We start from the raw sequence: 25,159 nt of genomic DNA, 5'->3' as shown, positions 1-25,159 counted from the left end.
CCGGCGAGGCCGGCCCGGTCGGGGCCGGTCAGTGACCCGGAACGCACCGGTACCCCCGAATCCGGGCGACGCCCGGCACCCTGTGCCAGGCTCTGGGGCATGGACGACAAGACCATCCTGAACCGGATCTCCGAGTTGGTCGACGAGGAGCACAAGCTGCGGGCCGAGGCCCAGGCCCACGAGTCGGGCACCGAGGGCGAGGCCAGCGAGCGCCTGCGCGCCCTGGAGGAGTCCCTCGACCAGTGCTGGGACCTGCTGCGCCGTCGGCGGGCCGCCCGGGACACCCACGGCGACCCGGACGCCCAGGGCGAACGCCCCAAGCCCGAGGTCGAGCGCTACCTGCAATAGCCGGCGCGGCGGGTCGGGCGACATGGCCGCCCGACCCGCTCCGGTCAGCGCAGGCCCGCCTCGCGCAGCAGCTCTCCGGTCAACCGGCCGGGGTCGGCCTGCTCGCCTGGGAGGCCCCGGGCCGCGAACCAGGCGGCGACCACCCGCACGTCGCGGGCCAGGAACTCCGGCCCCTGCGGGTTCGCCACCACGTCGACCACCTGCGGCAGGTCGATCACGACCAGCCGCCCCTGGTGCACGAGCAGGTTGTACGGCGACAGGTCGCCGTGCGCGTAGCCGGCCCGAGCCAGCACCCGCAGCGCCTCCACCAACTGGGCCCACAGGTCACTCAGCTCGGCCGGGCCGGGACGCAGTTGGGCCAGTCGCGGCGCCGCCTCCCCCGACTCGGCGTCACCGACGAACTCCAGCATCAACTCGGTGCCCCGCAACTGCACCGGGTACGGCACGGCGATCCGGTCGTGGCCGGCGCCGATCTCCCAGAGCCGGCTCAGCGCGGCGAACTCGGCCGCCGCCCACTGCCCGGCGATCATCTGCCGGCCGAACGCCGTCCGGCCGGCCATCGCCCGGTTCTCCCGGGACCGGCGCACCCGACGGCCCTCCAGGTAACCGGCATCGCGGTGGAACAGCCGGTGCTCGGGATCGCGGTAGCGCTTCACCGCCAGCAGACAGGACCGGTCGGTGTCGGGCACCGCCCGACGGACCAGGTGGACGTCCGCCTCCTTGCCGGTCTTCAGCACACCCAGCTCGGTGTCCTTGGCGGCCAGTTCGGTGACCAGCCAGGCCGGGTGCGGCTGCGGCCCGTGCACGGCGTCGTCCCAGGACGACCAGCGCTCGCCGGTGTCCGGGTCGGGCTCGCTGTCCGGGTCCGCGAGCGGCTCGGTGGGCCGCCCGCGCTTCAGAAACTGCGGTTCGTCGTCGTCGAAGCGGCTCTTGCCGCGGGTTCGGCGCTCAAGCGCCGGAAGATCATGATCGCGCACTGTGGTGAGGTTCCCTTGGTCGAGGCTGAGATAGGCAGCTGGAAGCGACCTGCGAAGACGGCCATGACCGACCCCCTCTCCTCGACCGGGCACACACCCGGGACGCACGATGCGCGGACAATGCTCGTCGCAGCACGGCGACCGGTCAACCGAATAACCGAGCCCAGTGCGCGAACCCTCAGCGGGCGAGGACGGTGGCGACCGCGGCGATCAACCCGTCCACGGTGCGGCTCGGCGCGAACCGGACGTCCGACCAGGTGCGCCCACGGTGCAGCCAGACGCTGGGCAGCCCGACGGCCGCAGCGCCGCCGATGTCCGCCTCCGGGCTGTCGCCGATCACCCACGACCCGCGCAGCGGCATCCGCACCCGTTGGGCGGCGAGCGCGAAGATTCTCGGGTTGGGCTTGCTGACGCCGGCCTCTTCGGAGATCACCCAGTCGGCGACGTACTGGTCCAGCCCGGTCCGGCGAATCTTGGCGTCCTCGACGCGTACGGTGCCGTTGCAGACCACCACCGGCACCCAGCCGGCGTCGTCGGCGATCCGCAGCGCGCAGGCGGTCAGCGGGTCGAGCCGGGTCTGCGCCACCACCCCGTCGTGCAGCTCCTCCACCAGGTCGATCGAGGGAATGCGCAGCTCGTAGCGGTCCCGGATGGCGTCGGCGAGGTCCCAGCGGTCGGTCAGGCCGTCGGCGTCGATGGAGACCAGCCAGTCGATGTCGGTGTGGGGCGCGCCGATGCTGTCCAGGAAGCGCTCACCCCAGCGGCGGAACGGCCCGGCCCGATCCAGCAGGGTGTTGTCCAGGTCCAGCAGGAGCAGTGGCACTCGGGCACCCTACGGGACCGACGTGTCCGCCAACAGATGCGGCGGGTATCGACCTGACGAAGGGCTCAGCCAGGCATCGACACCCGCGCGCCGCCCTGCTCCGGCAGCCGATCGACGAGCATCGAGTGGGCCGCCCGGGTGGCCGCGAGCACGGCCGGATCCAGCGACGCCACGAGCACCGCCGTGCCGTCGTCGGCCCCGCGAGCCAGCACCCGCCCCTCCGGGTCGTAGATGGCCGCGCCACCGTTGAACCGCCACGGGTCGACGCCGCCGACCGCGTTGGCGAAGACCACGAACATCGTGTTGTCCAGGGCCCGCGCGGCGTAGTAGAGATCCCGGCGGTGTTCGGAGCCGGTCAGGTACCCGCTCGGGCACAGGTAGGCGTGTGCGCCGTCGAGGGCGGCGGCCCGGCCGTGCTCCGGGAAACAACCGTCGTAACAGATGCCCAGCCCGAGCCGCCAGTCGTCGACGAGCAGCGTGGCACCCCGATCGCCGGGGACGAACAGCTCCCGTTCGTCACCCCACAACTGCTGCTTGTCGTAACCGACCCGCACCTCGCCGGCCCGGTCGACCACCAGCGCCGCGATGGTCCGCCGGCCGTCCGGGTGCCGCACGGCCGCGCCCACCAGCGCGGTGACGCCGGCCTCGCGCGCCGCGACGCGCAGCGGGTCGAGCCGGGGATCCGCGACCATCCCGCCCTGATCGGCGGCGACGTCCGTGCCGGCCGGGTCGGCGGCGAGGGCCGGCGGGTGGTACGCGCAGAGGAACAACTCCGGCAGGACTGCCACCCGGGCGCCCCGTTCGCCCGCCTGGCGGACCAGGTCGGCGGCGACGAGCGCGTTGCCGGCGACGTCGCCCGGCGTGGGGGTGGCCTGGATGGTGGCCACCGTCAGCGGGGAGCTGGGCACGGTGTGGGGCTGGGTCACCGGGCGATGGTAAACGGCACCATCCCAAGCCGTACGTACGGTTTGCGTGCCCCGGGTTGACCTGCGACGATCGACGTGTGCCCAGAGTAAGTCAGGACCAGCTCGACGCGCGCCGGCAGGAGATCCTCGCCGCCGCCCGGGCGTGTTTCGCCCGGCTCGGCTACGAGGGCGCGACCGTACGCCGCCTTGAGGAGGCCACCGGTCTGTCCCGCGGCGCGATCTTCCACCACTTCCGCGACAAGGACTCGCTCTTCCTGGCCGTCGCCGAGGACGACGCCGCGGCCATGGTCGAGACGGTGGCCCGCAACGGTCTGGTGCAGGTGATGCGCGATCTGCTGGCCCGCGCCGTCTCCCCCGACACCACCGGCTGGTTGGGCAGCCAACTGGAGGTCTCCCGGCGGCTGCGCACCGACCCCGCGTTCGCCAAACGCTGGGCCGAGCGGTCCGCCGCGATCGCGGAGGCGACCCGGGACCGGCTGGCCCGCCAGCGCGACGCCGGGGTGCTGCGTGAGGACGTACCGATCGACGTGCTGGCCCAGTTCCTGGAGCTGGCCTACGACGGTCTGGTGCTGCACCTGGCCATGGGTCGACCGGCCGGTGACCTGGGCCCGGTGCTCGACCTGGTCGAGGAGGCGGTCCGCCGGCACTGACCGCGCGGGCACCGGTCGGTCGACCGTGGCGAGGCTGCTCCACAATGGGGCCGCCGATCCCCTCCGGTGACAGGAGCAGTCGATGAGCGTCCACGCCGCGTCCGGTGACACCTGGGGCATCTCCGGCCCGACCTTCCTCCGGTACTACCTCGCAGCGGCCATCCTGGTGGTGGTGATCGCGGCGTACCACCGGGTCCGGCTCGCCGCCGGATCGACCGGCGCCATGACCACCGACCCCCTCGGGCCCCAGCAGGTCGCGTACCTCAACGGGGGGCCTCGGCTGGCCGTACACGCCGCGCTCGGCGGGCTGCGCGCCAGCGGAGCGATCGGCGTGCGACCGGACCGCCGGCTGACCACCGTCGGGGCCGCGCCGACCGGGCTCACCCCGCTGGATCAGGCCATCCACTGGGCGGCCCACCAGCACGCCCGGGTCGGGGACCTCCCGCAGGACGAGCGGGTACGCACCGCGCTGCACCAGATCCGCAACGGCCTGGAGCAACGCGGACTGCTCACCGACGACGCGCAGCGCGCCCGCGCCCGCTTCTGGGCCACGATCCTGATCGCCCTGCTGGGCCTCGGTGTGCTCCGGTTGGTCTCCGGCCTGTTCAACGGTCACCCGGTCGGTTACCTGCTGCTGACACTGGTTCCGCTGCTGATCATCACGCTCGTGCTGCGCCGGGCGCCCATGCTCACCCGGGCCGGTCGATCGGCAGTGCGTTCCGTCCGCCGCGAGCACACCCACCTCGCGCCCGCCTCCGCACCCGCCTACGCCACCTACGGGGCGGCCGGCGCGGCGATGGGCGTCGCCCTGTACGGCACCGCCTCGCTCTGGGCACTCGACCCGGGCTTCGCCGAACAGGCCGAGATTCAGCGCCAGGCCGCCTCCGGCAGCGGATGGACGGGCGGGTCCGACGGGTCCTCCGGCGGCGGGGACAGCTCCGGTGGAGACGGTGGCAGCTCCTGCGGCGGTGGTGGCGGGTGCGGCGGCGGGGGGTGCGGCGGATGACCGGCCCGTCCGGGGTCGGCATCGGCTGGCGTCCGGAGATCGCCGGCTTCGTGGCCGACCTGCCCGGCCTGCGCTTCGTCGAAGTGGTGGCCGAGGGGGTGCCCGCGTCCGGGCCGCTCCCACCCGGGCTGACACAGCTGCGGGAACGCGCGGTGACAGTCGTACCGCACGGGGTGCGGCTCTCCCTCGGCGGCGCCGAGCCGGTCGACCCGGCCCGGGTCGGCCACCTGGCCGCGGTGGCGCAACGCCTGGACGCCCCGCTGATCAGCGAACACATCGCGTTCGTCAGGGCCGGCGGTCTGGAGGCCGGGCACCTGCTGCCGCTGCCGCGCAGCCGGGAAGCCGTCGACGCGGTCTGCGCCAACGTGGCGCGGGCCCAGGCCGACCTGCCGGTGCCCATCGCGCTGGAACCGATCGCCGCGTTGGTCGACTGGCCCGACGACGAGCTGGACGAGGCGGACTTCCTCACCGAGATCCTCGACCGGACCGGGGCCCTGCTGCTGCTGGACGTGGCGAACGTGCACGCCAACGCCCGCAACCGGGGCGCCGACCCGCTGGCGTTGCTGGACCGTCTGCCGCTGGAGCGGATCGCGTACGCCCATGTGGCCGGCGGCGCGGAGTACGGCGGTTTCTACCACGACACCCACACCGACCCGGTTCCGTCAGCGGTGCTGGAGCTGGTCGGCGCGCTCTGCGCCCGGCAGCGGCCACCGGCGCTGCTGCTGGAACGCGACGGCCACTACCCGCCGGCCCCTGAACTCCGCGCCGAACTGGACGCCCTGGCCGCCGCCGCGGGCTTCCCGGCCGTCACATGACCGGCGCGCCCCACGGCGACCCGACAGCCGCGCCCCGCGCCGGGCTCGCCGAACGGCAGGCCGAACTGGTCGCCGCGCTCGTCGCCGGAGGGCCACCCCCGCCGGGGTTCGCGCCCGGCCCGCTGGCCGCCACCCGCGCGGCCCTGCTGCGCAAACGGGCCGGTGCCGTCGCCCGGCACTGGCCGTTGCTCGCCGCCAGCCTCGGTGCCAGGTGGACGACGACCTTCGCCGGCTGGGCCGAGCGGCGACCCACCGCCGGGTCGCTGCGCGACGGTTGGGACCTGGCCCGCGCGCTGCACGCCGAACGTGCGCTGCCGCCGCCGGCAGCCGAGGAGCTGGCCGCCCGGGAGGCACTCCTGCGCTACGACGGGCTGCGGCCGCCACGTCCGCGCCGGTTGCCGGCGGTGGGCCGCGCCGGCGGGGCCGTCGCGGTGCAGATCGCCGGCCGGGTACGCCTGCTGCGCCCCGCCCCGCGGGTATCCACCCGTGCTGGCGACGGCGTTTCGGATGCGGCAGGATCGGCATTATGGATCTCGGACTGACCGACCGCGTGTACGTCCTCACCGGCGCCTCCCGCGGCCTGGGTTTCGCGACAGCGCAGTGCCTGGTCGCCGACGGTGCACGGGTGGTCCTCTCGGCCCGGGACGCGGACGCCGTGGCCGCCGCCGCGCAGCAGCTGGGTGGGCCGGAGCACGCCGTCGGGCTGACCGGCGACCTGGCCGACCCGGAGACCCCGGGGCAGCTCGTCGCCGCCGCCCAGCAGCACTTCGGCCGGCTCGACGGCGCGCTGATCTCGGTCGGTGGGCCACCGCCCGGCAACGCCGCAGCGGTCACCGACGAGCAGTGGCGGCTCTCCTTCGAGACGGTCTTCCTGGGCACCATCCGCGCCGTACGCACTGTCGCCAACGCCCTGCCCGAGGGCGGCGCGATCGGGCTGGTGCTCTCCACCTCGGCGCGTGGCCCGGTGCCCGGTCTCGGCATCTCCAACGGTCTGCGGCCCGGCCTGGTCGGGGCCGCCAAGGACATCGCCGACGACTACGGCCCTCGGGGCGTCCGCGTGGTCGGCCTGTTGCCCGGCCGGATCATGACCGATCGCAACCGGGAGCTGTTCGGAGCTACCGGCGACCCGGAGCGGGCCCGCGCCGAGGCGGAGGCCGGCATCCCGCTGCGCCGCATCGGCGACCCGGCCGAGTTCGGTCGGGTGGCCGCGTTCGCGCTCTCCCCCGCCGCGAGCTACCTCACCGGGATCACAGTGCCGGTCGACGGCGGCGCGCTACGCGGGCTGTGACCCCCGACAGGGCCCGGCCCACCCGGGCCGTGACACCGTCGAAGCCGGCCCGCACCGACAGAGCGGCCGGGCCGACCCGGGCGGAGTTGGCGGCGGCCGCTGACCGGACCATCCCCGACGTGCTCGCGCCGGGGCTGGCGGTGCTCTTCGTCGGCATCAACCCCGGCCTCTGGTCGGCTGCCACCGGCTGGCACTTCGCCCGGCCCGGCAACCGGTTCTGGCTTGCCCTGCACCGGGGCGGGTTCACTCCCCGACTGCTGCACCCCAGCGAACAGGACGAGCTGCCCGCGCTCGGGCTCGGCATCACCAACATGGCCGCCCGGGCCAGCGCCCGCGCGGACGAACTCAGCACCGAGGAACTCCTCGACGGAGCGGCGATCCTGACCGACAAGGTGGCCCGGTACCGGCCGCGTTGGGTGGCGGTGGTGGGGGTGACCGCGTACCGGATCGGTTTCCAACGGCCCAAGGCAACCTTCGGGCCGCAACCGGAGTCGTTGGCCGGGGCGCGGCTGTGGGTGCTGCCCAACCCGAGCGGCCTGAACGCCCACTTCACCCCGGTCACCCTGGGCCTGGCGTTCGCCGAGTTGCGGGAGGCCACCGAGGTAACCGCCCCTTGATCGACTCGGTTTTCAGGAAGTCGGGCGGTCAACGCGACCAGGACACCCCGACTTCAGGGAACCCGAGTCGATCAAGGCCGGCAGCCGTCAGTTGGCGGCGGCGGGCGGCATGGCCTCGTCCGCGACGTACGTGCCCAGTGGCATGACCACCGGCTCGGGGCCGGTCGCGTCGACGAACGGGGTGGGCGAGTCGGCGACAGCGAACTGGGTCCGGTACAGCTCGGCGTAGAGCCCGCCGACCGCCACCAGTTCGTCGTGTCGCCCCCGCTCGACGATCCGCCCGCCGTCGAGAACGAGGATCTGGTCGGCATCGCGCACCGTGGAGAGCCGGTGCGCGATCACCAGGGCGGTCCGCCCGGTCAGCGCCACCGACAGCGCACGCTGCACCGCCGCCTCGCTCTCCGAATCCAGGTGTGCGGTCGCCTCGTCGAGGATCACGATCGACGGGGCCTTGAGCAGCAGGCGGGCGATGGCGATGCGCTGCTTCTCGCCGCCGGAGAACCGGTAGCCGCGCTCCCCCACGGTGGTGTCCAGCCCGTCGGGCAGCGACCGGACCAGGTCGGCGACCTGCGCTCCGGCCAGCGCGGCCCAGATCTCGTCGTCGGTGGCGTCCGGCTTGGCGTAGCGCAGGTTCTCGGCGATCGTCTCGTGGAACAGGTGCGAATCCTGGGTGACCACACCGATCTCGTCGCGCAGGGAGGCGAGCGTCGCGTCGCGCACGTCCACCCCGCCGACCAGCACCTGGCCGTCGCTGACGTCGTAGATCCGGGAGATGAGCATCGACAGCGTCGACTTGCCCGCCCCGGACGGGCCGACCAGCGCGACCATCTGCCCCGGCTCGACGCTGAACGAGACGCCCTTGAGCACCGGTTCGTTGATCGTCCGGTCGAGGGTGGCGACCTCCTCCAGCGAGGCGAGGGAGATCTCGGCGGCGCTCGGGTAGCGGAACCGCACGTCGCGGAAGTCGACCCGGCCGCTGCCACGCGGCACCGCCACGGCGTCGGGCTTCTCCACGATGCCCGGCTTGAGGTCGAGCACCTCGAAGACCCGGTCGAAGGAGACCAGCGCGCTCATCACGTCCACCCGGACGTTGGAGAGCGCGGTGAGCGGACCGTACAGGCGGGTGAGCAGCAACGCGAGGGTCACCACGGTGCCCGCACTGACACCGCCGGTCACCGCGAGCCAGCCGCCGAGGCCGTAGGTCAGCGCCTGCGCCAGCGAGGCGACCAACAGCATCGCCACGAAGAAGGTGCGGGAGTACATGGCGGACTGGATGCCGATGTCGCGGACCCGCTCGGCCCGCCCGGCGAACCGGCGGGCCTCGATCTCGGGCTGACCGAAGAGCTTCACCAGCAGTGCGCCGGCCACCCCGAACCGTTCGGTCATGGTCGCGTTCATCTTGGCGTCGAGGTTGTACGACTCCCGGGTGATCTCGGCCAGCCGCCGACCGACCCGGCGGGCCGGAATGATGAAAATCGGGAGCAGCACCAGCGAGAGCGCGGTGATCTGCCAGGAGAGGGTGAACATCACCGCCGCGGTGAGCACCAACTGGATGACGTTGCTGACCACGCCGGACAACGTCGAGGTGAACGCCCGCTGGGCGCCGAGGACGTCGTTGTTGAGCCTGCTGACCAGCGCCCCGGTCTGGGTACGGGTGAAGAACTGCAACGGCATCCGCTGCACGTGGTCGTAGACCCGGGTGCGCAGGTTGAAGATGATGCCCTCGCCGATCCGGGCCGAATACCACCGTTGGGCCAGTGAGAGCAGTGCGTCGGCGACCGCCAGCGCGGCGATGAACAGGGCCAGCCGCACCACGAGTCGGCCGGCCTCGTCGCCGCCTCGGTTGATCGCGTTGATGACGTCGCCGGCGAGCACCGGTGTGGCCACGCCGATGACGGCCGCCAGCACCACGGTGATCAGGAAGATGACGATGTCGCGCCGGTAGGGGCGCGCGAAGGCCACGATGCGGCGGGCCACCCCCCGCTTGAGGCGGTGGGTGGAGACCTCGTCGCTGTTGCGCATCGACCGGAGCATGCTCCACCCGGCCATGCCACCGCCGGACATCGGGTTGGACATCGCTCACCTCCGGGTTGCCGGGCAGACCGCACCGTCAGGTCAATTCTCCCGACGAGTGTGACAACCCCAGCCGTAACCCGGATCTTCCCGTGCGGTCCTTACCTATTCTCCAGTGCCGGCAAGGTCACGCAGCCGACGGGTCTGCGCCTCCCGCTCGGCGCGCTGCTGGTCGGCGTGCGACCGCCCGGCCGCGCCGGCGAGCAACGCCTTGATCTCCACCACCGCGTCGCGGGCTCCGGAGAGCAGGCCGGCGGTCAGGTCCCGCACCGCACCGTCCAGCTCGGCTGGCGGCACGACCAGGGTGGCCAGGCCGATCCGGTCCGCCTCGGCGGCGTCCAACCGGCGGCCGGTCGCACAGATCTCCAACGCCCGCGCGTAGCCGACCAGCTCGACGAGGCGCTTCGTGCCGGCCAGGTCGGGCACCAGGCCGAGGGTCACCTCGGCCATCGACAGCTTCGCGTCAGCGGAGAGCACCCGCAGGTCACAGGCGAGCGCCAGCTGGAAGCCGGCACCGATGGCGTGGCCCTGCACGGCCGCGACGGAGATCACGTCCGGCCGGTGCAGCCAGGTGAAACCGGCCTGGAACTCCGCGATGCGCTCGGCGCACTCCTGCTCGGACAGCGTGGCCAACTCGGCGAACGACCCCGGACCGGAGGCACCCGCCACCGCGAGATCGAGGCCGGCCGAGAACGCCCGACCCTCACCGCGGACCACCACCACCCGGACATCGCCGGGCAGGTCACGGGAGAAGTCGCTCATCGCTCGCCACATCGCGGGCGTCTGGGCGTTGAGCACGTCGGGCCGGCACAACGTCACCGTGGCGACCGGCCCGTCGCAGGTCAGCCGAACCCCGGTCGCCTCGGCGGTCACCGGACGTCCCGGGGCGCGGCGCTGATGGACGACGCTGGGGGGCGGGTCACGCCTTCTTGCGGCGCCGGGCACCACCGCGCTGACGCAGCTGCACGCCGGACTCGGTGAGCACTCGGTGGATGAACCCGTAGGAACGGCCGGTCGAGGCCGCCAACGCGCGGATGCTCTCCCCCGAGGTGTACCGCTTTACCAGGTCCTTGGCGAGCGTCTGACGCTCGGCTCCGACGATCCGGCGACCCTTCTCAGTGCTGGTGGCTGTGCCAGTGGCTGCCATGCTGTGTCCTCACGTCCCAGACTGTGCGGTTCGGATACGGTCCCACCTATTAGACCGCCTCGGACGATCATGCGCCAGATATCAACTCTTCGCCAACCGACACGCTATGCAATGTCAGCTTCCCGATAGAGTGATCCTGGCGATCCGGCCCGCCGCGTCGTCCGGGCGTACCACCGCTGGACGCTGGCGGCTGCCGACGACCCGTAGCCTTCGGTCGTGATCGACCTGTTGAGCACCGCGGGCGCAGCGGCCGTCGTCTTCGCCGCCACCGACATAGACGACATCGTCATCCTGACGCTGTTCTTCGTCGCGGCCCGCACCACCGGCCAACCCCGCACCTGGCAGATCGTCGCCGGGCAATACCTCGGCATCGGCGCGCTCGCGCTGGCCAGCGCGGTGATCGCGGGTGGGCTCCTGGTGGTGCCCGACCCGTGGACGGGTCTGCTGGGCCTGCTGCCGATCGCGCTCGGTGTCCGCGCACTGCGGGGTTCGGGCGACGACGAGCCACCCGCTGTCGTCACCGGAGCGCTCGGCGTGGCCGGGGTGACGATCGCGAACGGTGCCGACAACGTCGCGGTCTACGTACCCGTCTTCCGGGCCCTCGGGGTGGCCGACAGCGCGGTGTTCCTGCTGGTCTTCGTGCTGCTGATCGCCCTGTGGTGTGTGGCCGGGGCCTGGCTGGGCGGGCATCGGAGGGTGGTCCGGCTCGTCGAACGCGCCGGCGCCTGGCTGGTGCCGGCGATCTTCATCGCCATCGGGCTGGTGATCCTGGTCAGCTCCGGCGTGCTCGGCCGGCTGGTCGACCTGCTCGGCTGACCGCAGCGCCGAGGTCGAGCGCAGGTCGAGCTTGAGCGCACGTTGAGGTCGAGCGCACGTCGAGCTGCCTCGATCAGGCCAGCTCGACCAGTTCGAGCAGGTCGTCGCTCCAGGCGTCCTCGTCGCCGTCGGGCAGCAGGATGGCCCGGTCGGGCTTGAGCGCGAGCACCGCACCCGGGTCGTGGGTGACCAGGACGATCGCGCCCGGGTAGTTGGCGATGGCGTCGAGCACCTGCTCCCGGCTGACCGGGTCGAGGTTGTTCGTCGGCTCGTCGAGGAGGAGCACGTTGGCGCCGGAACAGACCAGGGTGGACAGCGCCAGCCGGGTCTTCTCGCCACCGGAGAGCACTCCGGCCGGCTTGTTCACGTCGTCACCGGAGAAGAGGAACGCGCCGAGGATCTTGCGCAGGTCGGTGTCGGACTGCTCGACGGCGGCGGCGCGCATGTTCTCCAGCACCGTCCGCTCCACGTCCAGCGTCTCGTGCTCCTGGGCGTAGTAGCCCAACCGCAGGCCGTGCCCCGCGTGCACCTCGCCGGTGTCCGGGGTGAGCAGCCCGCCGAGCATCCGCAGCAGGGTCGTCTTGCCGGCGCCGTTGAGCCCGAGGATGGCCACCCGGGAGCCGCGGTCCACCGCCACGTTGACGTCGGTGAAGATCTCCAGTGAGCCGTACGACTTGGACAGGCCGGTCGCGGTGAGCGGGGTCTTGCCGCACGGCGCGGGGCTGGGGAAACGCACCTTGGCCACCCGGTCGGCGACCCGCACCTCCTCCAGGCCGGAGATCAGCTTCTCGGCACGGCGGGCCATGTTCTGCGCGGCCACGGTCTTGGTGGCCTTGGCCCGCATCTTGTCGGCCTGCGCCATCAGAGCGCCGGCCTTCTTCTCCGCGTTGGCCCGCTCCCGACGCCGCCGCCGCTCGTCGGTCTCGCGGGCCTCCAGGTACGCCTTCCAGCCCAGGTTGTACACGTCGATGACCGACCGGGTGGCGTCGAGGAACCAGACCTTGTTGACCACCGACTCCAGCAGCGCGCCGTCGTGGGAGATCACGATGAGGCCGCCCTTGTGGTTGGCGAGGAAGCCTCGCAACCAGGTGATCGAGTCGGCGTCGAGGTGGTTGGTGGGCTCGTCGAGCAGCAGGATGCCGCCGCCGTTCTCGCCCGCGTCGCGGAACAGGATCCGGGCCAGCTCGATGCGCCGACGCTGACCACCGGAGAGGGTGCCGATGGTCTGCGCGAGCGCACGGTCCGGTAGGCCGAGGTTGGCGCAGATCCGCGCGGCCTCAGCCTCGGCCGCGTACCCGCCCAGGGCGGCGAACTGGTCCTCCAGCGCGCCGTACCGGCGGACCAGCTTCTCGTCGGCGTCCTCGGCGAGCCGGGCCTCGATCTCCTGCATCTGCGCCATCAGCACGTCCAGGCCACGGGCGGAGAGCACCCGGTCGCGGCCGGTGACCTCCAGGTCGCCGGTGCGCGGGTCCTGCGGCAGGTAGCCGATGGCGCTGCGCTGGTCGATCTGGCCGCCGTACGGCTGCCCCTCACCGGCGAGCACCTTCAGCGTGGTGGTCTTGCCGGCACCGTTACGACCGACCAGGCCGATCCGGTCACCGGGCTGCACGCGCAGGGTGGTGTCGGACAGCAGGATCCGGGAACCGGCGCGCAGTTCCAGGCCGGTGGCAGTGATCATGTTTGCGGGCTCGCTCTCGGGGTTCGGAAGGCTGACTCGGGGCACGCGAAACGGCCGGCGGGCTCAAGGGGCCCGACGGCGCGGGGCGGTTCAGCCTTCGCAGCGCAGCACCTGGCAAGTGTACCGGGCGCCGCCGGGCGGCCCGCCCGGATTACCGATCAAGATCATCGGGTACGGGAACGCCTGTCCGGACCCCGTCCGGCACTTGAGGGACGAAAAAACACATAAAAGACACTCACCGGCATACGGCGATCGGGGTCACCATGGAACTCAACGAGCGGGCCGAAATCGACACCTCCCAGGTCAACGACGTCGGCCGGGGTGGTGGATCCGGCGGCGGCTTCGGCATCCCGATCCCCGGCGGCGGCGGTCGAGGCGGCATCATCGGCATCGTGGTGGCAGTGCTCGTCGCGCTGCTCGGCGGCGGCTTCGGCCTCAACGCCATGACCAACGGCGACGAGGGCGGTCAGGCCGGCGGCACCGACCTGGAGCAGCTCTGCTCGCGCGACAACCCGCAGCGCCTCGACGACGCGCGCTGCCGCAACGCGCTCTACGTCAACAGCATCCAGGCCTACTGGCAGAAGGCGTACCCGGAGGTGGGCAACGGGAAGTACGAGCCGACCGACACCAACTTCTTCCAGGCGGCCGTGAACACCGGCTGCGGGCAGGCCGACTCGGGTGTCGGCCCGTTCTACTGCCCCGCCGACAAGCAGGTGTACATCGACCTGAGCTTCTACGACGAGCTGGCCTCCCGGTTCGGCGCCAAGGGCGAGTTCGCCCAGCCCTACGTGCTCGCCCACGAGTACGGCCACCACATCCAGAACCTGCTCGGCACCAACGCGAAGGCCGGCCAGGGCGACCAGAGCGGCCCCCGCTCCGCCTCCGTACGGCTCGAGCTGCAGGCCGACTGCTACGCCGGCGCCTGGGCCAAGCACGCCACCGAGAGCAAGGACAAGACCGGCCAGGAGCCGCTGTTCACGTCCATCACCCAGTCCGACATCAGCGAGGCGGTGCAGGCCGCCGAGGCGATCGGCGACGACAGCATCCAGGAACGCTCCGGCGGGCGGGTCAACCCCGACCAGTTCACCCACGGCACGTCCGAGCAGCGCAAGCGCTGGTTCACCCAGGGCTACGACCGCGGCGACCCGAAGAGCTGTGACACCTTCGGCACCGACCAGCTCTGACCAGTTCTGAGATCGTGGCAGGCCCCTCCGGCGGGCCTGCCACGATCTGTTTCGGGCACCAGACGCTGTCGCCGGCGGCGCCTCCCTGGTCAGGTGAGCCGCGACACCTGGTAGTGGCCGATGAGCCAGTCGTCGCCTACCCGCCGCAGCAGCACACCGAGGTTGACGGTCAGGGCCGGCCGGTCGGTGAAGCCGAACTCCACCTCCAGGTAGCCGAGGACCACGTCGTCGGCGAGACGGCGGATCTCCCGGACGTCGTACGCGGCGGTGAGGCCGAGCGGCTGGCCGGCGTAGTACGCGGCGACGCCGGCACGACCGACCGAGTACGGCTGCAACCCCTGGAAGATCGCGTCGTCGGTGAAGCACGCCGCGACCCGATCGGGCTCGTGGGCGTCGACAGCCGACTTCCACCGGTCGAGGACGGTACGCAGAATCTGGGCCTCGGACATGATGATCTCCCTGTTGGCGGCGTGCCGCGTAACGTGCCTGTCGTGCTCACCAACCCACGGGGCGAGCCCCGTCAGGCTCAGCGCGGCGGTTGACCCGGGTCGTTCGGGTGCGGCGTCAACGGCGTCACGGTCTCGCGCCGCCAGGCACGCAGCGGCATCGACGCGAGCACCGCCTCCAACTCGTCGGCGTCGTCGGCCCGGAACAGCCCCCACGTACGCCACTCCCCCGGCGCCAGCGGTGGCCGCCACAGCCGCAGGAGACTGCCCTGCGCCGTCAGCTCGGCCGAGCGGGCCGCCTCACGCGCGCGCATCTCGGCAACCCCGTCGTCCGACGTTCCGGGCGGCACCGTCGTCACCATGTCAACCAGAAACTCCACGCGCCCATCCTCCGGCCGCCAGCCGGGCAGCACGGCGGGAACCCCGTTTTGCGTGGCGGCCGTCTCCCCTGGGACCTGGTCGGCGGAGGGCGAGGTCAATCGGGGTCGCGCAACCGGATCCGGACCGCGCGGGCCGCGCCCACCGCCGCGAGCAGCACCGCGTGCCGGGGCTCCGGCACGTCGAGCAACCGCTCTGCCCGCAACGGCACGAGCGGGGCCAACCGCCGGTCGGCGAGCACCCCGTCCACGGCCCTGCGGTCACCACCGCAGACCAGCGCGGTGAGCGTCGCCGCCGCCGGCAACAGCAGTCGTACGGCCAGGTCCGCCGCGTCGCCCAGCGCGGCCTTCGCCTGGTTGTCGCGCCGGCGGGCGAACCGGTGCTGTGACCATCCCCCCGCGGCGGTGCGCCCCTGCACGTACCGGGTGTCCACCTTGGAGCTGACGAGGTCGGCACCCTCGGCCACCCCGATCGCCACCGCGCCCTTGCGGGCCAGCAGCAGACCGATCCGGCGCGGCGTCACGGCGGAGGCCACGAACCCGGCCACATCCGTGCCGACCGGCGCGCCCGGTGGGGCGTACAGCTCGGCGGTCGCCCCGTCCGGAGCGGCGAGCAGCAGGCCGTACTCCTGTGTGCTGGTGGTGGGCGGGCCGTGCCGGTCGGCGAAGCCCTCGACCCAGCGGCCGACGCGGGCCGGATCGACCTCGACCCACCGACCTCCGCCGGCTGCGGGTCGACTGGTCACCGCCCGACCGTACGGCACCGCGAGCCCGCCCGGACCCCCGGGCGGGCCCCGGCCCGCCCTGACCCGGCACGGCGCGGCCGGGTGACCGTTCAGCCGGGCAGTAGCGCTGCCACCGCCAGGGCGGCGATGAGCGCGCTGGAGACCAGGCCGGTGACCAGCCGGCCACGCGGCCCGGTCAACGCCCGGCCGACCACCGTGCCGCCGCCGGCGATGACCAGTTGCCAGCTCGCCGACGCCAGGAACACCCCGGCCACGAAGAGCGCCATGGGGACCACGCCCGATTCGGCCGTGTCCCTGCGACCGAGCACCAGCGCGGCGAAGTAGAGCACCGTCATCGGGTTCAGCAGGGTCAGGCCGAGCAGCGCCGCGTAGGCCCGCCCCGGAGTGCTCATGCCCCGACCGGCGCGTTCCGCCGGTGGCCGCTGCGAATGGTGCGCGGACCAGGTCCGCCAGAGGCCGTGCCCGGCAAGCCCCAACAGGACCACGGCGGCGACCACCCGCAGCGGCCCGGCGACCGGCGCGATGACATCGGCCAGCCCGGCACCGCCGAGCACGGCGACGGCCGCGTAGAGCCCGTCGGCCGTCGCCACGGCGAGCGCCGCGGCCGCACCGACCCGAAACGAGGTACGGGCACTGAGCCCCAGGATGAGGATCGCGATCGCGCCGACCGGAATGGCGACGCCGTAACCGGCGACCAGGCCGGCGAGGAACGCCCCGGTCACGGACGTCGGTGGCAGGTCGAGGCTCGTCCGGGAACCGGCCGCTGTCGACGCACGGCAGTGGCCGCACGGACAGGGACCTGCATCGGGTACGCCTCAATCACAAGCGCATCCTGCGCGCCGAACCCGCGCCCCCGCCACCGAATTCCCCGCGCCCCGCCCCGGCTCGCCCCCGGCCCGGCTCGCCGCGCCCCCGCCCCGGCCCCGGCTCGCCCCGGCTCGGCTCGCCCCCGGCCCCGGCTCGCCCCCGGCCCCGGCTCGCCCCGGCTCGCCCCGCCAAGATCGTGCTCGAACCAGGATCTAGTGGCCTCGGCGACGCACCGAGGCCACTACATCAATGATCGAGCGCGATCTTGAGCTGTTGACGGTCGACCGTCAGCGTCAGACCGGAACGACCCGTGCTTGTTCACGTCGGCGTTCAACACGTCGAGCGCGGCACCCGTCCGGGTGCCGCGCTCGACGAAGTGGTTCGGATCAGACGTTGAAGCCGAGGGAGCGGAGCTGGTCCCGACCCTCGTCAGTGATCTTGTCCGGGCCCCACGGCGGGAGCCACACCCAGTTGATCCGGATGTCGTTGACCAGGCCGCCGCCGGGACCGGTGGTCAACGCCTGCCGGGTCTGGTCCTCGATGACGTCGGTCAGCGGGCAGGCCGCCGAGGTGAGCGTCATGTCCAGGGTGGCGACGTTCTCGTCGTCGACGTGTACGCCGTACACCAGGCCCAGGTCGACCACGTTGATGCCGAGCTCCGGGTCGACGACGTCCTTCATCGCCTCCTCGATGTCGGCGAGCATGGCCTTGCTGACGCCGCCCGCAGCGGCAGCGGCGTCAGCGCCGCCATCGGTCGTCGCGGCGTCGGTCTGCGGCACCACGCTGGTGTCACCGGCCTCCGGCGTCGCCTCGGTAGCGGTGTTCTCGCTCATGCCGTCCCTCCGCATCGCTTCGTGATGCCACCAGGCACCACTGTGTCATTCGCTCGCTGACGCACGGTCACGCCTTCACCTCCGGGCTCACGCCCACACCGGCGCGGGCCGCAGCGTCCTTGAACGCCATCCACGGCAGTAGCGCGCATTTGACCCGGGCCGGGTAGCGGGCCACGCCCGCGAAGGCCACCCCGTCACCGAGCACGTCCTCGTCCGGCGTGACCTGGCCACGTCCGGACATCAACTCCACGAACGCCTCGTGCACCTCGAAAGCTTCCCCGGTGCCCCGACCGCGCAGCAACTCGTGCAGCACGCTCGCCGACGCCTGGCTGATCGAGCAGCCCATCCCGTCGTACGAGATGTCGTGCAGCACGGTGCCGTCGGTGGCCACCCGGATGGTGACCTCGTCGCCGCAGGTGGGGTTGACGTGGTGCGCTTCCGCGACCCGGTCGCCCGGGTCGTCGGCGTCGCGCAGGCCACGCCCGTGCGGGTGCTTGTAGTGGTCCAGGATGATCTCCTGGTAGAGCTGGTCGAGCTGCATCAGTCGAACACCTTCCGCACCTGCTCCAGACCGGCCACCAGAGCGTCGATCTCCTCGGTGGTGGTGTAGAGGTAGAACGAGGCCCGGGTCATCGCCGGGACGCCGAACCGGCTGCACACCGGCTTGGCACAGTGGTGGCCCACCCGCACCTGCACGCCGAGCGAGTCGAGCACCTGACCCACGTCGTGCGGGTGCACGTCACCGAGCGCGAACGAGATGGTGCCGCCCCGGCCCACCGGCACGGTCGGGCCGAAGATCCGCAGGTCCGGCACCGAGCCGAGCGCGTCCAGCGCGTACGCCGTCAGCTCCTTCTCGTGCCACTGGATGGCCCGCATCCCGATCCCGGTCAGGTAGTCGACCGCCGCACCGAGGGCGACCGCCTCGGCGATCGGCGGGGTGCCCGCCTCGAACCGGGCCGGTGGCGCCGCGAACGTCGAGCGGGCCATGGTGACCGTCTCGATCATCGAACCGCCGCCGAAGACCGGCGGCATGGCCGCCAGCAGCTCACCGCGACCCCAGAGCACGCCGATGCCGGTCGGACCGCACATCTTGTGCCCGGTGAAGACGATGTAGTCGGCGTCCAGGTCGACCACGTCGATGGGCAGGTGCGGCACCGACTGCGAGCAGTCCAGCAGCAGCAGCGCGCCCACCTCACGGACCCGCGCGGTGATCCGGGAGGTGGCGTTGACGGTGCCGAGGATGTTGGACATGTGCACCAGCGAGACGATCTTCGTCCGCTCGGTGACCAGGTCCTCCAGGCCCGACTCGTCCAGCCGCCCCTGGTCGGTGACCGGGAACCAGCGCAGGGTCGCGCCGGTCCGCTCGCAGAGCAGCTGCCACGGGACGATGTTCGAGTGGTGCTCCATTTCGGAGATCACCACCTCGTCGCCCGGACCGAGCCGGAACCGGGGGTCGCCGTCCGGACGTAGCGAGGCGTTCGAGAAGGCGTACGCCACGATGTTGATCGCCTCGGTGGAGTTCTTCGTGAACACCACCTCGTCGGCGCTCGGCGCGTTGATGAACGCGGCGATCTTCGCCCGTGCCCCCTCGTACGCCTCGGTGGCCTCGGTGCCCAGGGTGTGCACCGAGCGCGACACGTTGGCGTTGTGCAGCGCGTAGTGCTCCCCGAGCACGTCGAGCACCTGCCGGGGTTTGTGCGAGGTGTTGGCGCTGTCGAGATAGACCAGCGGATGCCCGTTGATCTCCCGGTCCAGGATCGGGAAGTCGGCGCGCACCCGGGCCACGTCGAAACGCGGCGCGTCGTCGTACTGCGGCATCCCCGAAGGGATCGCGATGCTGGTCATCTCGGCAGCGCCTCTCCCACTCAGGCCTTGGCCGTGCCGGCCCCGGCGGCGTACCGCTCGTAGCCCTCGGCCTCAAGCTTGTCGGCCAGCTCCGGGCCGCCCTGCTCGACGATCCGGCCGGCGATGAACACGTGCACGAAGTCCGGCTTGATGTAGCGCAGGATCCGCGTGTAGTGGGTGATCAGCAGCACGCCGGTGTCACCGGTGTCGCGGACCCGGTTGACGCCCCCGCTGACCACGCGCAGCGCGTCCACGTCGAGGCCCGAGTCGGTCTCGTCGAGGATGGCGATCTTCGGCTTGAGCAGCTCCAGCTGGACGATCTCGTGGCGCTTCTTCTCACCACCGGAGAAGCCCTCGTTGACGTTGCGCTGGGCGAACGCCGGGTCCATCTGGAGGCGCTCCATCGCGCCGCGCAGCTCGCCACCCCAGGTGCGCAGCTTCGGTGCCTCGCCGTCGATGGCGGTCTTCGCGGTGCGCAGGAAGTTCGCCACCGAGACGCCGGGCACCTCGACCGGGTACTGCATGGCCAGGAAGAGGCCGGCGCGGGCGCGCTCGTCGACCGTCATGGCCAGCACGTCCTCGCCGTCGAGGGTCACCGTGCCGCCGGTGATCTCGTACTTGGGGTGACCGGCGATCGAGTACGCCAGGGTGGACTTACCGGAGCCGTTCGGGCCCATGATGGCGTGGGTCTCGCCCGACTTCACGGTCAGGTCGACGCCGGCCAGGATCGGCTTGAGCTCACCCTCGGGCAGCTTGACCGACACCTTCAGGTCGCGGATCTCCAGGGTGCTCATTATCGGGTCACTCCATTACTCGGCGTCAGGCTGAGGTAGATGTCTCCGTCGCGAACGTCGACGGGATAGACGGGGACGGGTTCGGTGGCGGGCAGGCCGGTCGGCTCGCCGGTGCGCAGGTCGAAACGGGAGCCGTGCAGCCAGCACTCCAGCGTGCAGCCGTCGACCTCGCCCTCGGAGAGGGCGACCGCGGCGTGGGAGCACTCGTCGTACGCGGCGTAGAACTCGCCGTCCTCGCCGTGCACCAGCGCGATGGGCGTGCCGTCGACGTCCGCGCTGATCGCGGTGCCCTTCGGCACGTCCTCGGTCGAGCAGATCCGGATCATCAGGCGCCGGCCTTGGTGAGCCGGGCCTCGATCGCGTCGCCGAGCTGCTCGCGCAGCGACTCCACCGGAATCTTGTTGATCAGCTCGGCGAAGAAGCCACGGACCACCAGCCGGCGGGCCTCACTCTCCGGAATCCCCCGGGCCATCAGGTAGAACAGCTGCTCGTCGTCGAAGCGGCCGGTCGCGCTGGCGTGACCGGCGCCGGCGATCTCGCCGGTCTCGATCTCCAGATTGGGTACGGAGTCCGCCCGCGCGCCGTCGGTGAGCAGCAGGTTCCGGTTGATCTCGTACGTGTCGGTGCCGGTCGCCTCGGCCTGGATGAGCACGTCGCCCACCCAGACGGTGTGCGCGCTCTCGCCCTGCAGGGCGCCCCGGTAGCCGACGTAGCTGCGGCAGTCCGGCACGTTGTGGTCGACCAGCTGCCGATGCTCCAGGTGCTGGCCGGCATCGGCGAAGTAGACCCCGTACAGCTCGGCCTCGCCGCCCCGCCCGGTGTACTCCACGCTGGTGAACTGCCGGACCAGGTCGCCGCCGAGGGTGACCTGGATGTGGATGACCTTGGCGTCCCGACCCAGCTTGATCTTCAGGTGCTGAGCCTGGACCGCGTCGTCGGCCCAGTCGGCAACAGTGACCAGGGTCAGCTTCGCCCCGTCGGCCACGGCGACCTCGACGTTGTCGGCCAGGGTGGCCGACCCGACGTGCTCCACCACCACCGTCGCCTCGGCGAACCGGCCCACCTCGACGAACGTGTGACCGAAGACCGGCTGCTCGACACCCTCGCCGACCACTCGCAGCCGCACCGCCTCGCCGAGCACCACGTCGGGGGCCACCCGCAGCAGCAGGGCGTCGGCGGCGGCACCGTAGGCCAGCGCGCTGACCCGGTCGACCGGGGTCAGCACACTGCCGACCCGGTCGTCGTCACGGCCGACCCGGGTGATGGCGACGCCCTCGGGCAGGTCGCCGTACTCGTGTCGGACCGCGCCGGCCGCGGCCGGCGCCTCAGTGGTCAGGCCGCGGAGGCGCTTGAGTGGGGTGAAGCGCCACTCCTCCTCCAGGCCGGTGAGGGCCGGGAAGTCGGCGACGTCGTACGAGCGCAGCGCCTGCGACTTGGTGCTGGGCGGCGGCGCGGAAGCCTGGGTAGTCATTTCTTCCTTGGTCTGTTCAACGACGACGGTGTCAGGTGCTCGGTAGGGCGGGCGGCGTCAGCCGACCGCGCCCTCCATCTGAAGCTCGATCAGGCGGTTGAGCTCCAGGGCGTACTCCATCGGAAGCTCCTTGGCGATCGGCTCGATGAAGCCGCGCACGATCATGGCCATCGCCTCGTCCTCGCTCAGGCCCCGGCTCATCAGGTAGAAGAGCTGGTCGTCGCTGATCTTGGAGACGGTCGCCTCGTGCCCCATCGACACGTCGTCCTCGCGGATGTCGACGTACGGGTAGGTGTCCGAACGGGAGATGGTGTCGACCAGCAACGCGTCGCACTTGACGGTGCTCCGGCTGTGGTGCGAACCCTCCAGCACCTGCACCAGACCGCGGTACGAGGTGCGGCCGCCGCCACGGGCGATCGACTTCGACACGATGGTGCTGCTCGTGTGGGGGGCCGCGTGCACCATCTTGGCGCCGGCGTCCTGGTGCTGACCCTCGCCGGCCATCGCCACCGAGAGCACCTCGCCCTTGGCGTGCTCACCGGTCATGTAGACCGCCGGGTACTTCATGGTCACCTTGGAGCCGATGTTGCCGTCGACCCACTCCATGGTCGCGCCCTCGTGGCAGACGGCGCGCTTGGTGACCAGGTTGTAGACGTTGTTCGACCAGTTCTGGATGGTCGTGTAGCGGCAGCGCGCGTTCTTCTTGACGATGATCTCCACGACCGCGCTGTGCAGCGAGTCGGAGGAGTACAGCGGCGCGGTGCAGCCCTCGACGTAGTGGACGTACGCACCCTCGTCGACGATGATCAGCGTCCGCTCGAACTGGCCCATGTTCTCCGTGTTGATCCGGAAGTAGGCCTGCAGCGGGATCTCCACGTGCACGCCCTTCGGCACGTAGATGAACGAGCCACCGGACCAGACGGAGGTGTTCAGCGCGGCGAACTTGTTGTCGCCGACCGGAATCACCGTGCCGAAGTACTCCTTGAAGACGTCCTCGTGCTCGCGCAGCGCCGTGTCGGTGTCCAGGAAGAGGACGCCCTGCTCCTCAAGGTCCTCACGGATCTTGTGGTAGACGACCTCGGACTCGTACTGCGCCGCGACACCGGCGACCAGGCGCTGCTTCTCCGCCTCCGGGATGCCCAGCCGGTCGTAGGTGTTCTTGATGTCCTCGGGCAGGTCCTCCCAGCTGGTGGCCTGCTTCTCGGTGGACCGCACGAAGTACTTGATGTTGTCGAAGTCGATCCCGGTGAGGTCCGCGCCCCACGCCGGCATCGGCTTGCGGCCGAACAGCCGCAGGCCCTTCAGCCGCAGGTCGAGCATCCACTCCGGCTCGTTCTTCTTCGCCGAGATGTCCCGCACCACCGCCTCGTTGATGCCGCGCTGGGCGACCGCGCCGGCGGCGTCCGGGTCGGACCAGCCGTACTCGTACCGGCCCAGGGCGGCGAGCTGCTCTTCCTGGGTCAGGGGCTGGACGATCTGCTCGGTCATCTATCTGTCCTCACAGTGGTGACGGGATTACCGGATTGAGCGCGGCCCGGCTGAGCCGGGATGTGCGTGGTGCACACCCCGTCGCCGTGCGCGATGGTGGCCAGACGCTGCACGTGGGTGCCGACCAGACGGGAGATGACCGCGGTCTCGGCCTCGCACAGCTGAGGAAACTCGGCGGCCACGTGCGCCACCGGGCAGTGGTTCTGACAGAGCTGGCCGCCGGAGGCGATCGTGGTCGCGTTGGCAGCGTAACCCTCGGCGGTGAGCGCTGCGGCGAGTGCCTCGGCTCGGGCGAGAGGGTCATCGCCGGCGTCCTCCATGGCCGTCCGACAACGGGACTCGAGGGCGGAGACCTGCTCGGTGGCGAACGCCTCGACCGCGTCCGAGCCGCCGCTGCGGGCGATCCACCGCAGCGCGGCGGTGGCCATGTTGTCGTAGTGGTGTGTGCCACAGCGGACCCGGGCGGCCTCGGTCAGCAGGAACACCTTGGCCGGGCGCCCCCGACCACGGCTGCCCTGCACGGTCTGCTCGCGGGCGTAGACGTCACCGTCCAGGAGCATCGCGTCCAGGTGCCGGCGGATCGCCGCCGGACTGAGCCCGAGCGCCGCGCCAAGCTGCGCGGCGGTGGCGGCACCCTGTTCCAGCAGCAGTCGGGTGACCCGATCCCGGGTGGAGATCTCGGCCACCGCCGGGCCGGCGAGGCCGGCCGACGTGCCCACGGCGGGCGCGGACACCGGCGCACCGACGGCCGCTACGGCCGTCGGTTGGTGCCCGGAGAGCGCCGCCGCGTTTTTCACAACGCCAACGTTACGTAATTACCCGGAGGGCCGCAAACCCGGGCCCCGGTGATCCCAACCACCGAGCTGCCGGAGTCGGACGGACCTCGATCACTACGGTGCGTAGGATTTGCGCCGTGAACCGAATCGTCCGTCCGGTCTCCGGCATCCTGCTGCGCCGCCTCGCGCTCGCCTCGATCATCGCGAACGTGGGCATCGTCGTCACCGGCGGGGCCGTCCGGTTGACCGCCTCGGGCCTCGGCTGCCCCACCTGGCCGCGGTGCACCGACGATTCGTACGTCACCACCCCCGAGATGGGCATCTACGGGGTGATCGAGTTCGGCAACCGGCTGCTGACCTTCGCGGTGGGCCTCATCGCGCTGGCCACCGTGCTGGCGGTGCTGGTCCACCGGCCGCGCCGGCCCGGGCTCCTCGCGCTGGCCGTCGCCGTCTTCCTCGGCATTCCCGCGCAGGCGGTGATCGGTGGAATCACCGTGCTGACCAACCTCAACCCGTGGGTGGTCGGGCTGCACTTCCTCGCCTCGATGGCGGTGATCGCCGCCGCGTACGCGCTCTGGCGGCGCATCGTCGACCCCGACGGCCCGGTCGTGGCGGTCGTGCCCGCCCCGCTGCGCACCCTCGCTCGGATCACCACCGGCGTCAGCATCGCGGTGCTGGTCATCGGCACCTGGGTGACCGGCAGCGGCCCGCACGCCGGCGACCACGGCGCCGCCCGCAACGGCCTGGACCCGGAGTCGATCTCCCAGGTGCACGCCGACGCGGTCTTCCTGCTCATCGGCCTCACCGTGGCGCTCATCTTCGCGTTCCGCGCCGTCGGTGCGCAGCGGGCCACCCGGGCCGCGGTCATCCTGCTGGTTGTGGAGCTGAGTCAGGGCCTGATCGGTTTCGTGCAGTACTTCACCCACGTGCCGGCGCTCCTGGTCGGGGCACACATGCTCGGCTCGTGCCTGGTGCTGCTGGCCACCCTGGCGGTGCAGTGGTCCACCCGGGAACGCCGGCCGGTCACCCCGGCGCCCCGGGCCACCCCGGCCGACGAGGCCACCCCGGTTCCGACCCCCGCCTGACAACCCCCGCGCGCCCCGGCACGCAACCGCCCGACGGGCCGGTAACCGCCGCGCCCCGCGCCCCGCGCCCCGCGCCCCGCGCCCCGCGCCCCGCGCCCCGCGCCCCGCGCCCCGCGCCCCGCGCCCCGCGCCCCGCGCCCCGC

The 25,159-nt window shown here is 72.0% G+C and carries 29 protein-coding genes; 10 read left to right on the top strand and 19 right to left on the bottom strand.

Going from position 1 to position 25,159, the window contains the following annotated elements:
- Window positions 1-99: 99 nt before the first annotated feature.
- On the top strand, window positions 100-348 hold the full coding sequence (locus AB0C03_RS16345; protein WP_030337278.1) for a DUF2630 family protein: 249 nt from the start codon (window positions 100-102) through the stop codon (window positions 346-348).
- 44 nt (window positions 349-392) lie between these two features.
- On the opposite strand, the gene AB0C03_RS16340 is transcribed toward AB0C03_RS16345, so the two are convergent.
- From AB0C03_RS16340 to AB0C03_RS16330, 3 genes are all read right to left on the bottom strand, one after another.
- A complete protein-coding gene (locus AB0C03_RS16340) occupies window positions 393-1,325 on the bottom strand; it encodes a serine protein kinase RIO (RefSeq protein ID WP_357637463.1) in 933 nt (310 codons plus the stop codon).
- 178 nt (window positions 1,326-1,503) lie between these two features.
- Entirely contained in the window at window positions 1,504-2,148 is a 645-nt protein-coding gene (locus tag AB0C03_RS16335; RefSeq protein WP_030337281.1) for an HAD family hydrolase, read from the bottom strand.
- 65 nt (window positions 2,149-2,213) lie between these two features.
- Window positions 2,214-3,074, bottom strand: coding sequence for a carbon-nitrogen hydrolase family protein (locus AB0C03_RS16330; RefSeq protein ID WP_357637460.1), 861 nt, complete (start codon window positions 3,072-3,074; stop codon window positions 2,214-2,216).
- 77 nt (window positions 3,075-3,151) lie between these two features.
- On the opposite strand from AB0C03_RS16330, the gene AB0C03_RS16325 reads away from it, so the two are divergent.
- The 6 genes from AB0C03_RS16325 (at window position 3,152) to mug (ending at window position 7,450) form a co-directional block, all read left to right on the top strand.
- Window positions 3,152-3,724, top strand: coding sequence for a TetR/AcrR family transcriptional regulator (locus AB0C03_RS16325; RefSeq protein WP_030337284.1), 573 nt, complete (start codon window positions 3,152-3,154; stop codon window positions 3,722-3,724).
- 82 nt (window positions 3,725-3,806) lie between these two features.
- A complete protein-coding gene (locus AB0C03_RS16320) occupies window positions 3,807-4,730 on the top strand; it encodes a TIGR04222 domain-containing membrane protein (protein WP_030337285.1) in 924 nt (307 codons plus the stop codon).
- Window positions 4,727-5,545, top strand: a complete 819-nt coding sequence (locus AB0C03_RS16315; protein ID WP_030337287.1) for an MbnB/TglH/ChrH family RiPP precursor modification enzyme — start codon at window positions 4,727-4,729, stop codon at window positions 5,543-5,545. Before AB0C03_RS16320 ends, AB0C03_RS16315 begins: the two co-directional genes overlap by 4 nt.
- Complete coding sequence (locus AB0C03_RS16310; protein WP_245233762.1) at window positions 5,542-6,087, top strand: SCO6045 C-terminal-like domain-containing protein; 546 nt, start codon at window positions 5,542-5,544, stop codon at window positions 6,085-6,087. Before AB0C03_RS16315 ends, AB0C03_RS16310 begins: the two co-directional genes overlap by 4 nt.
- Entirely contained in the window at window positions 6,072-6,833 is a 762-nt protein-coding gene (locus tag AB0C03_RS16305; RefSeq protein WP_210866730.1) for an SDR family oxidoreductase, read from the top strand. The genes AB0C03_RS16310 and AB0C03_RS16305 overlap by 16 nt, the downstream gene beginning before the upstream one ends.
- A gap of 29 nt (window positions 6,834-6,862) precedes the next feature.
- Window positions 6,863-7,450 (top strand): G/U mismatch-specific DNA glycosylase, encoded by a 588-nt coding sequence (gene mug / locus AB0C03_RS16300; protein ID WP_156057954.1) that lies wholly within the window; start codon window positions 6,863-6,865, stop codon window positions 7,448-7,450.
- 87 nt (window positions 7,451-7,537) lie between these two features.
- On the opposite strand, the gene AB0C03_RS16295 is transcribed toward mug, so the two are convergent.
- From AB0C03_RS16295 to AB0C03_RS16285, 3 genes are all read right to left on the bottom strand, one after another.
- A complete protein-coding gene (locus AB0C03_RS16295) occupies window positions 7,538-9,514 on the bottom strand; it encodes an ABC transporter ATP-binding protein (protein ID WP_030337295.1) in 1,977 nt (658 codons plus the stop codon).
- Between the two features lie 114 nt (window positions 9,515-9,628).
- Window positions 9,629-10,396, bottom strand: coding sequence for an enoyl-CoA hydratase/isomerase family protein (locus tag AB0C03_RS16290; protein WP_030337297.1), 768 nt, complete (start codon window positions 10,394-10,396; stop codon window positions 9,629-9,631).
- A gap of 46 nt (window positions 10,397-10,442) precedes the next feature.
- Entirely contained in the window at window positions 10,443-10,670 is a 228-nt protein-coding gene (locus AB0C03_RS16285) for a helix-turn-helix domain-containing protein (RefSeq protein ID WP_007462679.1), read from the bottom strand.
- Between the two features lie 216 nt (window positions 10,671-10,886).
- Here AB0C03_RS16285 and AB0C03_RS16280 point away from each other — a divergent pair, with 216 nt between their 5' ends.
- Window positions 10,887-11,486: a cadmium resistance transporter gene (locus AB0C03_RS16280; RefSeq protein WP_081884132.1), complete on the top strand. Its 600-nt coding sequence runs from the start codon at window positions 10,887-10,889 to the stop codon at window positions 11,484-11,486.
- Between the two features lie 73 nt (window positions 11,487-11,559).
- On the opposite strand, the gene AB0C03_RS16275 is transcribed toward AB0C03_RS16280, so the two are convergent.
- A complete protein-coding gene (locus AB0C03_RS16275) occupies window positions 11,560-13,164 on the bottom strand; it encodes an ABC-F family ATP-binding cassette domain-containing protein (protein WP_030337302.1) in 1,605 nt (534 codons plus the stop codon).
- Window positions 13,165-13,427: 263 nt separating this feature from the next.
- Here AB0C03_RS16275 and ypfJ point away from each other — a divergent pair, with 263 nt between their 5' ends.
- Window positions 13,428-14,348, top strand: coding sequence for a KPN_02809 family neutral zinc metallopeptidase (gene ypfJ / locus AB0C03_RS16270; RefSeq protein WP_030337304.1), 921 nt, complete (start codon window positions 13,428-13,430; stop codon window positions 14,346-14,348).
- An 89-nt stretch (window positions 14,349-14,437) separates the two neighbouring features.
- On the opposite strand, the gene AB0C03_RS16265 is transcribed toward ypfJ, so the two are convergent.
- The 12 genes from AB0C03_RS16265 to AB0C03_RS16210 form a co-directional block, all read right to left on the bottom strand.
- Window positions 14,438-14,797 (bottom strand): YybH family protein, encoded by a 360-nt coding sequence (locus AB0C03_RS16265; RefSeq protein ID WP_210866734.1) that lies wholly within the window; start codon window positions 14,795-14,797, stop codon window positions 14,438-14,440.
- Between the two features lie 77 nt (window positions 14,798-14,874).
- On the bottom strand, window positions 14,875-15,174 hold the full coding sequence (locus AB0C03_RS16260) for a muconolactone Delta-isomerase family protein (RefSeq protein ID WP_030337308.1): 300 nt from the start codon (window positions 15,172-15,174) through the stop codon (window positions 14,875-14,877).
- 95 nt (window positions 15,175-15,269) lie between these two features.
- Window positions 15,270-15,917: an acVLRF1 family peptidyl-tRNA hydrolase gene (locus AB0C03_RS16255; RefSeq protein ID WP_210866735.1), complete on the bottom strand. Its 648-nt coding sequence runs from the start codon at window positions 15,915-15,917 to the stop codon at window positions 15,270-15,272.
- 89 nt (window positions 15,918-16,006) lie between these two features.
- Window positions 16,007-16,639, bottom strand: coding sequence for a LysE family transporter (locus tag AB0C03_RS16250; RefSeq protein WP_357637447.1), 633 nt, complete (start codon window positions 16,637-16,639; stop codon window positions 16,007-16,009).
- A gap of 471 nt (window positions 16,640-17,110) precedes the next feature.
- On the bottom strand, window positions 17,111-17,557 hold the full coding sequence (locus tag AB0C03_RS16245; RefSeq protein ID WP_030337313.1) for a metal-sulfur cluster assembly factor: 447 nt from the start codon (window positions 17,555-17,557) through the stop codon (window positions 17,111-17,113).
- A gap of 67 nt (window positions 17,558-17,624) precedes the next feature.
- Window positions 17,625-18,098 (bottom strand): Fe-S cluster assembly sulfur transfer protein SufU, encoded by a 474-nt coding sequence (gene sufU / locus AB0C03_RS16240; protein WP_030337314.1) that lies wholly within the window; start codon window positions 18,096-18,098, stop codon window positions 17,625-17,627.
- Window positions 18,098-19,402 carry a cysteine desulfurase gene (locus AB0C03_RS16235; RefSeq protein WP_210857798.1) on the bottom strand — a complete coding sequence of 435 codons (1,305 nt, stop codon included), beginning with the start codon at window positions 19,400-19,402 and terminating at the stop codon, window positions 18,098-18,100. Before AB0C03_RS16235 ends, sufU begins: the two co-directional genes overlap by 1 nt.
- Before the next feature lie 20 nt (window positions 19,403-19,422).
- The gene (gene sufC / locus AB0C03_RS16230; RefSeq protein WP_030337317.1) at window positions 19,423-20,196 is read right to left on the bottom strand and encodes a Fe-S cluster assembly ATPase SufC; all 774 of its coding nucleotides are present in this window, start codon (window positions 20,194-20,196) and stop codon (window positions 19,423-19,425) included.
- On the bottom strand, window positions 20,196-20,522 hold the full coding sequence (locus tag AB0C03_RS16225; RefSeq protein WP_030337319.1) for a non-heme iron oxygenase ferredoxin subunit: 327 nt from the start codon (window positions 20,520-20,522) through the stop codon (window positions 20,196-20,198). Before AB0C03_RS16225 ends, sufC begins: the two co-directional genes overlap by 1 nt.
- Window positions 20,522-21,667 carry a Fe-S cluster assembly protein SufD gene (sufD, locus tag AB0C03_RS16220; RefSeq protein WP_357637441.1) on the bottom strand — a complete coding sequence of 382 codons (1,146 nt, stop codon included), beginning with the start codon at window positions 21,665-21,667 and terminating at the stop codon, window positions 20,522-20,524. Before sufD ends, AB0C03_RS16225 begins: the two co-directional genes overlap by 1 nt.
- A 57-nt stretch (window positions 21,668-21,724) precedes the next feature.
- Window positions 21,725-23,155, bottom strand: a complete 1,431-nt coding sequence (sufB, locus tag AB0C03_RS16215; protein ID WP_030337321.1) for a Fe-S cluster assembly protein SufB — start codon at window positions 23,153-23,155, stop codon at window positions 21,725-21,727.
- Window positions 23,152-23,952 carry a helix-turn-helix transcriptional regulator gene (locus AB0C03_RS16210; RefSeq protein WP_374224336.1) on the bottom strand — a complete coding sequence of 267 codons (801 nt, stop codon included), beginning with the start codon at window positions 23,950-23,952 and terminating at the stop codon, window positions 23,152-23,154. Before AB0C03_RS16210 ends, sufB begins: the two co-directional genes overlap by 4 nt.
- 98 nt (window positions 23,953-24,050) lie before the next feature.
- Here AB0C03_RS16210 and AB0C03_RS16205 point away from each other — a divergent pair, with 98 nt between their 5' ends.
- Window positions 24,051-25,016, top strand: a complete 966-nt coding sequence (locus tag AB0C03_RS16205) for a COX15/CtaA family protein (RefSeq protein ID WP_357637438.1) — start codon at window positions 24,051-24,053, stop codon at window positions 25,014-25,016.
- Window positions 25,017-25,159 lie beyond the last annotated feature (143 nt).

The organism is Micromonospora parva (genome assembly GCF_040649675.1).
In the GTDB taxonomy this organism is placed as follows: domain Bacteria; phylum Actinomycetota; class Actinomycetes; order Mycobacteriales; family Micromonosporaceae; genus Micromonospora; species Micromonospora parva.
Note: the sequence above shows the minus strand (reverse complement) of the source record. Positions and strands in the feature narration are given on the sequence as shown.

What these genes read in the sequence shown, in the direction of transcription:
- AB0C03_RS16345 (WP_030337278.1), top strand. Translation starts at nt 100, where the DNA reads ATGGACGACAAGACCATCCTGAACCGGATCTCCGAGTTGGTCGACGAG.
- AB0C03_RS16320 (WP_030337285.1), top strand. Translation starts at nt 3,807, where the DNA reads ATGAGCGTCCACGCCGCGTCCGGTGACACCTGGGGCATCTCCGGCCCG.
- AB0C03_RS16315 (WP_030337287.1), top strand. Translation starts at nt 4,727, where the DNA reads ATGACCGGCCCGTCCGGGGTCGGCATCGGCTGGCGTCCGGAGATCGCC.
- AB0C03_RS16310 (WP_245233762.1), top strand. Translation starts at nt 5,542, where the DNA reads ATGACCGGCGCGCCCCACGGCGACCCGACAGCCGCGCCCCGCGCCGGG.
- AB0C03_RS16305 (WP_210866730.1), top strand. Translation starts at nt 6,072, where the DNA reads ATGGATCTCGGACTGACCGACCGCGTGTACGTCCTCACCGGCGCCTCC.
- AB0C03_RS16295 (WP_030337295.1), bottom strand. Translation starts at nt 9,514, where the DNA reads ATGTCCGGCGGTGGCATGGCCGGGTGGAGCATGCTCCGGTCGATGCGC.
- AB0C03_RS16285 (WP_007462679.1), bottom strand. Translation starts at nt 10,670, where the DNA reads ATGGCAGCCACTGGCACAGCCACCAGCACTGAGAAGGGTCGCCGGATC.
- AB0C03_RS16275 (WP_030337302.1), bottom strand. Translation starts at nt 13,164, where the DNA reads ATGATCACTGCCACCGGCCTGGAACTGCGCGCCGGTTCCCGGATCCTG.
- ypfJ (WP_030337304.1), top strand. Translation starts at nt 13,428, where the DNA reads ATGGAACTCAACGAGCGGGCCGAAATCGACACCTCCCAGGTCAACGAC.
- AB0C03_RS16265 (WP_210866734.1), bottom strand. Translation starts at nt 14,797, where the DNA reads ATGTCCGAGGCCCAGATTCTGCGTACCGTCCTCGACCGGTGGAAGTCG.
- AB0C03_RS16245 (WP_030337313.1), bottom strand. Translation starts at nt 17,557, where the DNA reads ATGAGCGAGAACACCGCTACCGAGGCGACGCCGGAGGCCGGTGACACC.
- sufU (WP_030337314.1), bottom strand. Translation starts at nt 18,098, where the DNA reads ATGCAGCTCGACCAGCTCTACCAGGAGATCATCCTGGACCACTACAAG.
- AB0C03_RS16235 (WP_210857798.1), bottom strand. Translation starts at nt 19,402, where the DNA reads ATGACCAGCATCGCGATCCCTTCGGGGATGCCGCAGTACGACGACGCG.
- sufC (WP_030337317.1), bottom strand. Translation starts at nt 20,196, where the DNA reads ATGAGCACCCTGGAGATCCGCGACCTGAAGGTGTCGGTCAAGCTGCCC.
- AB0C03_RS16225 (WP_030337319.1), bottom strand. Translation starts at nt 20,522, where the DNA reads ATGATCCGGATCTGCTCGACCGAGGACGTGCCGAAGGGCACCGCGATC.
- sufD (WP_357637441.1), bottom strand. Translation starts at nt 21,667, where the DNA reads ATGACTACCCAGGCTTCCGCGCCGCCGCCCAGCACCAAGTCGCAGGCG.
- sufB (WP_030337321.1), bottom strand. Translation starts at nt 23,155, where the DNA reads ATGACCGAGCAGATCGTCCAGCCCCTGACCCAGGAAGAGCAGCTCGCC.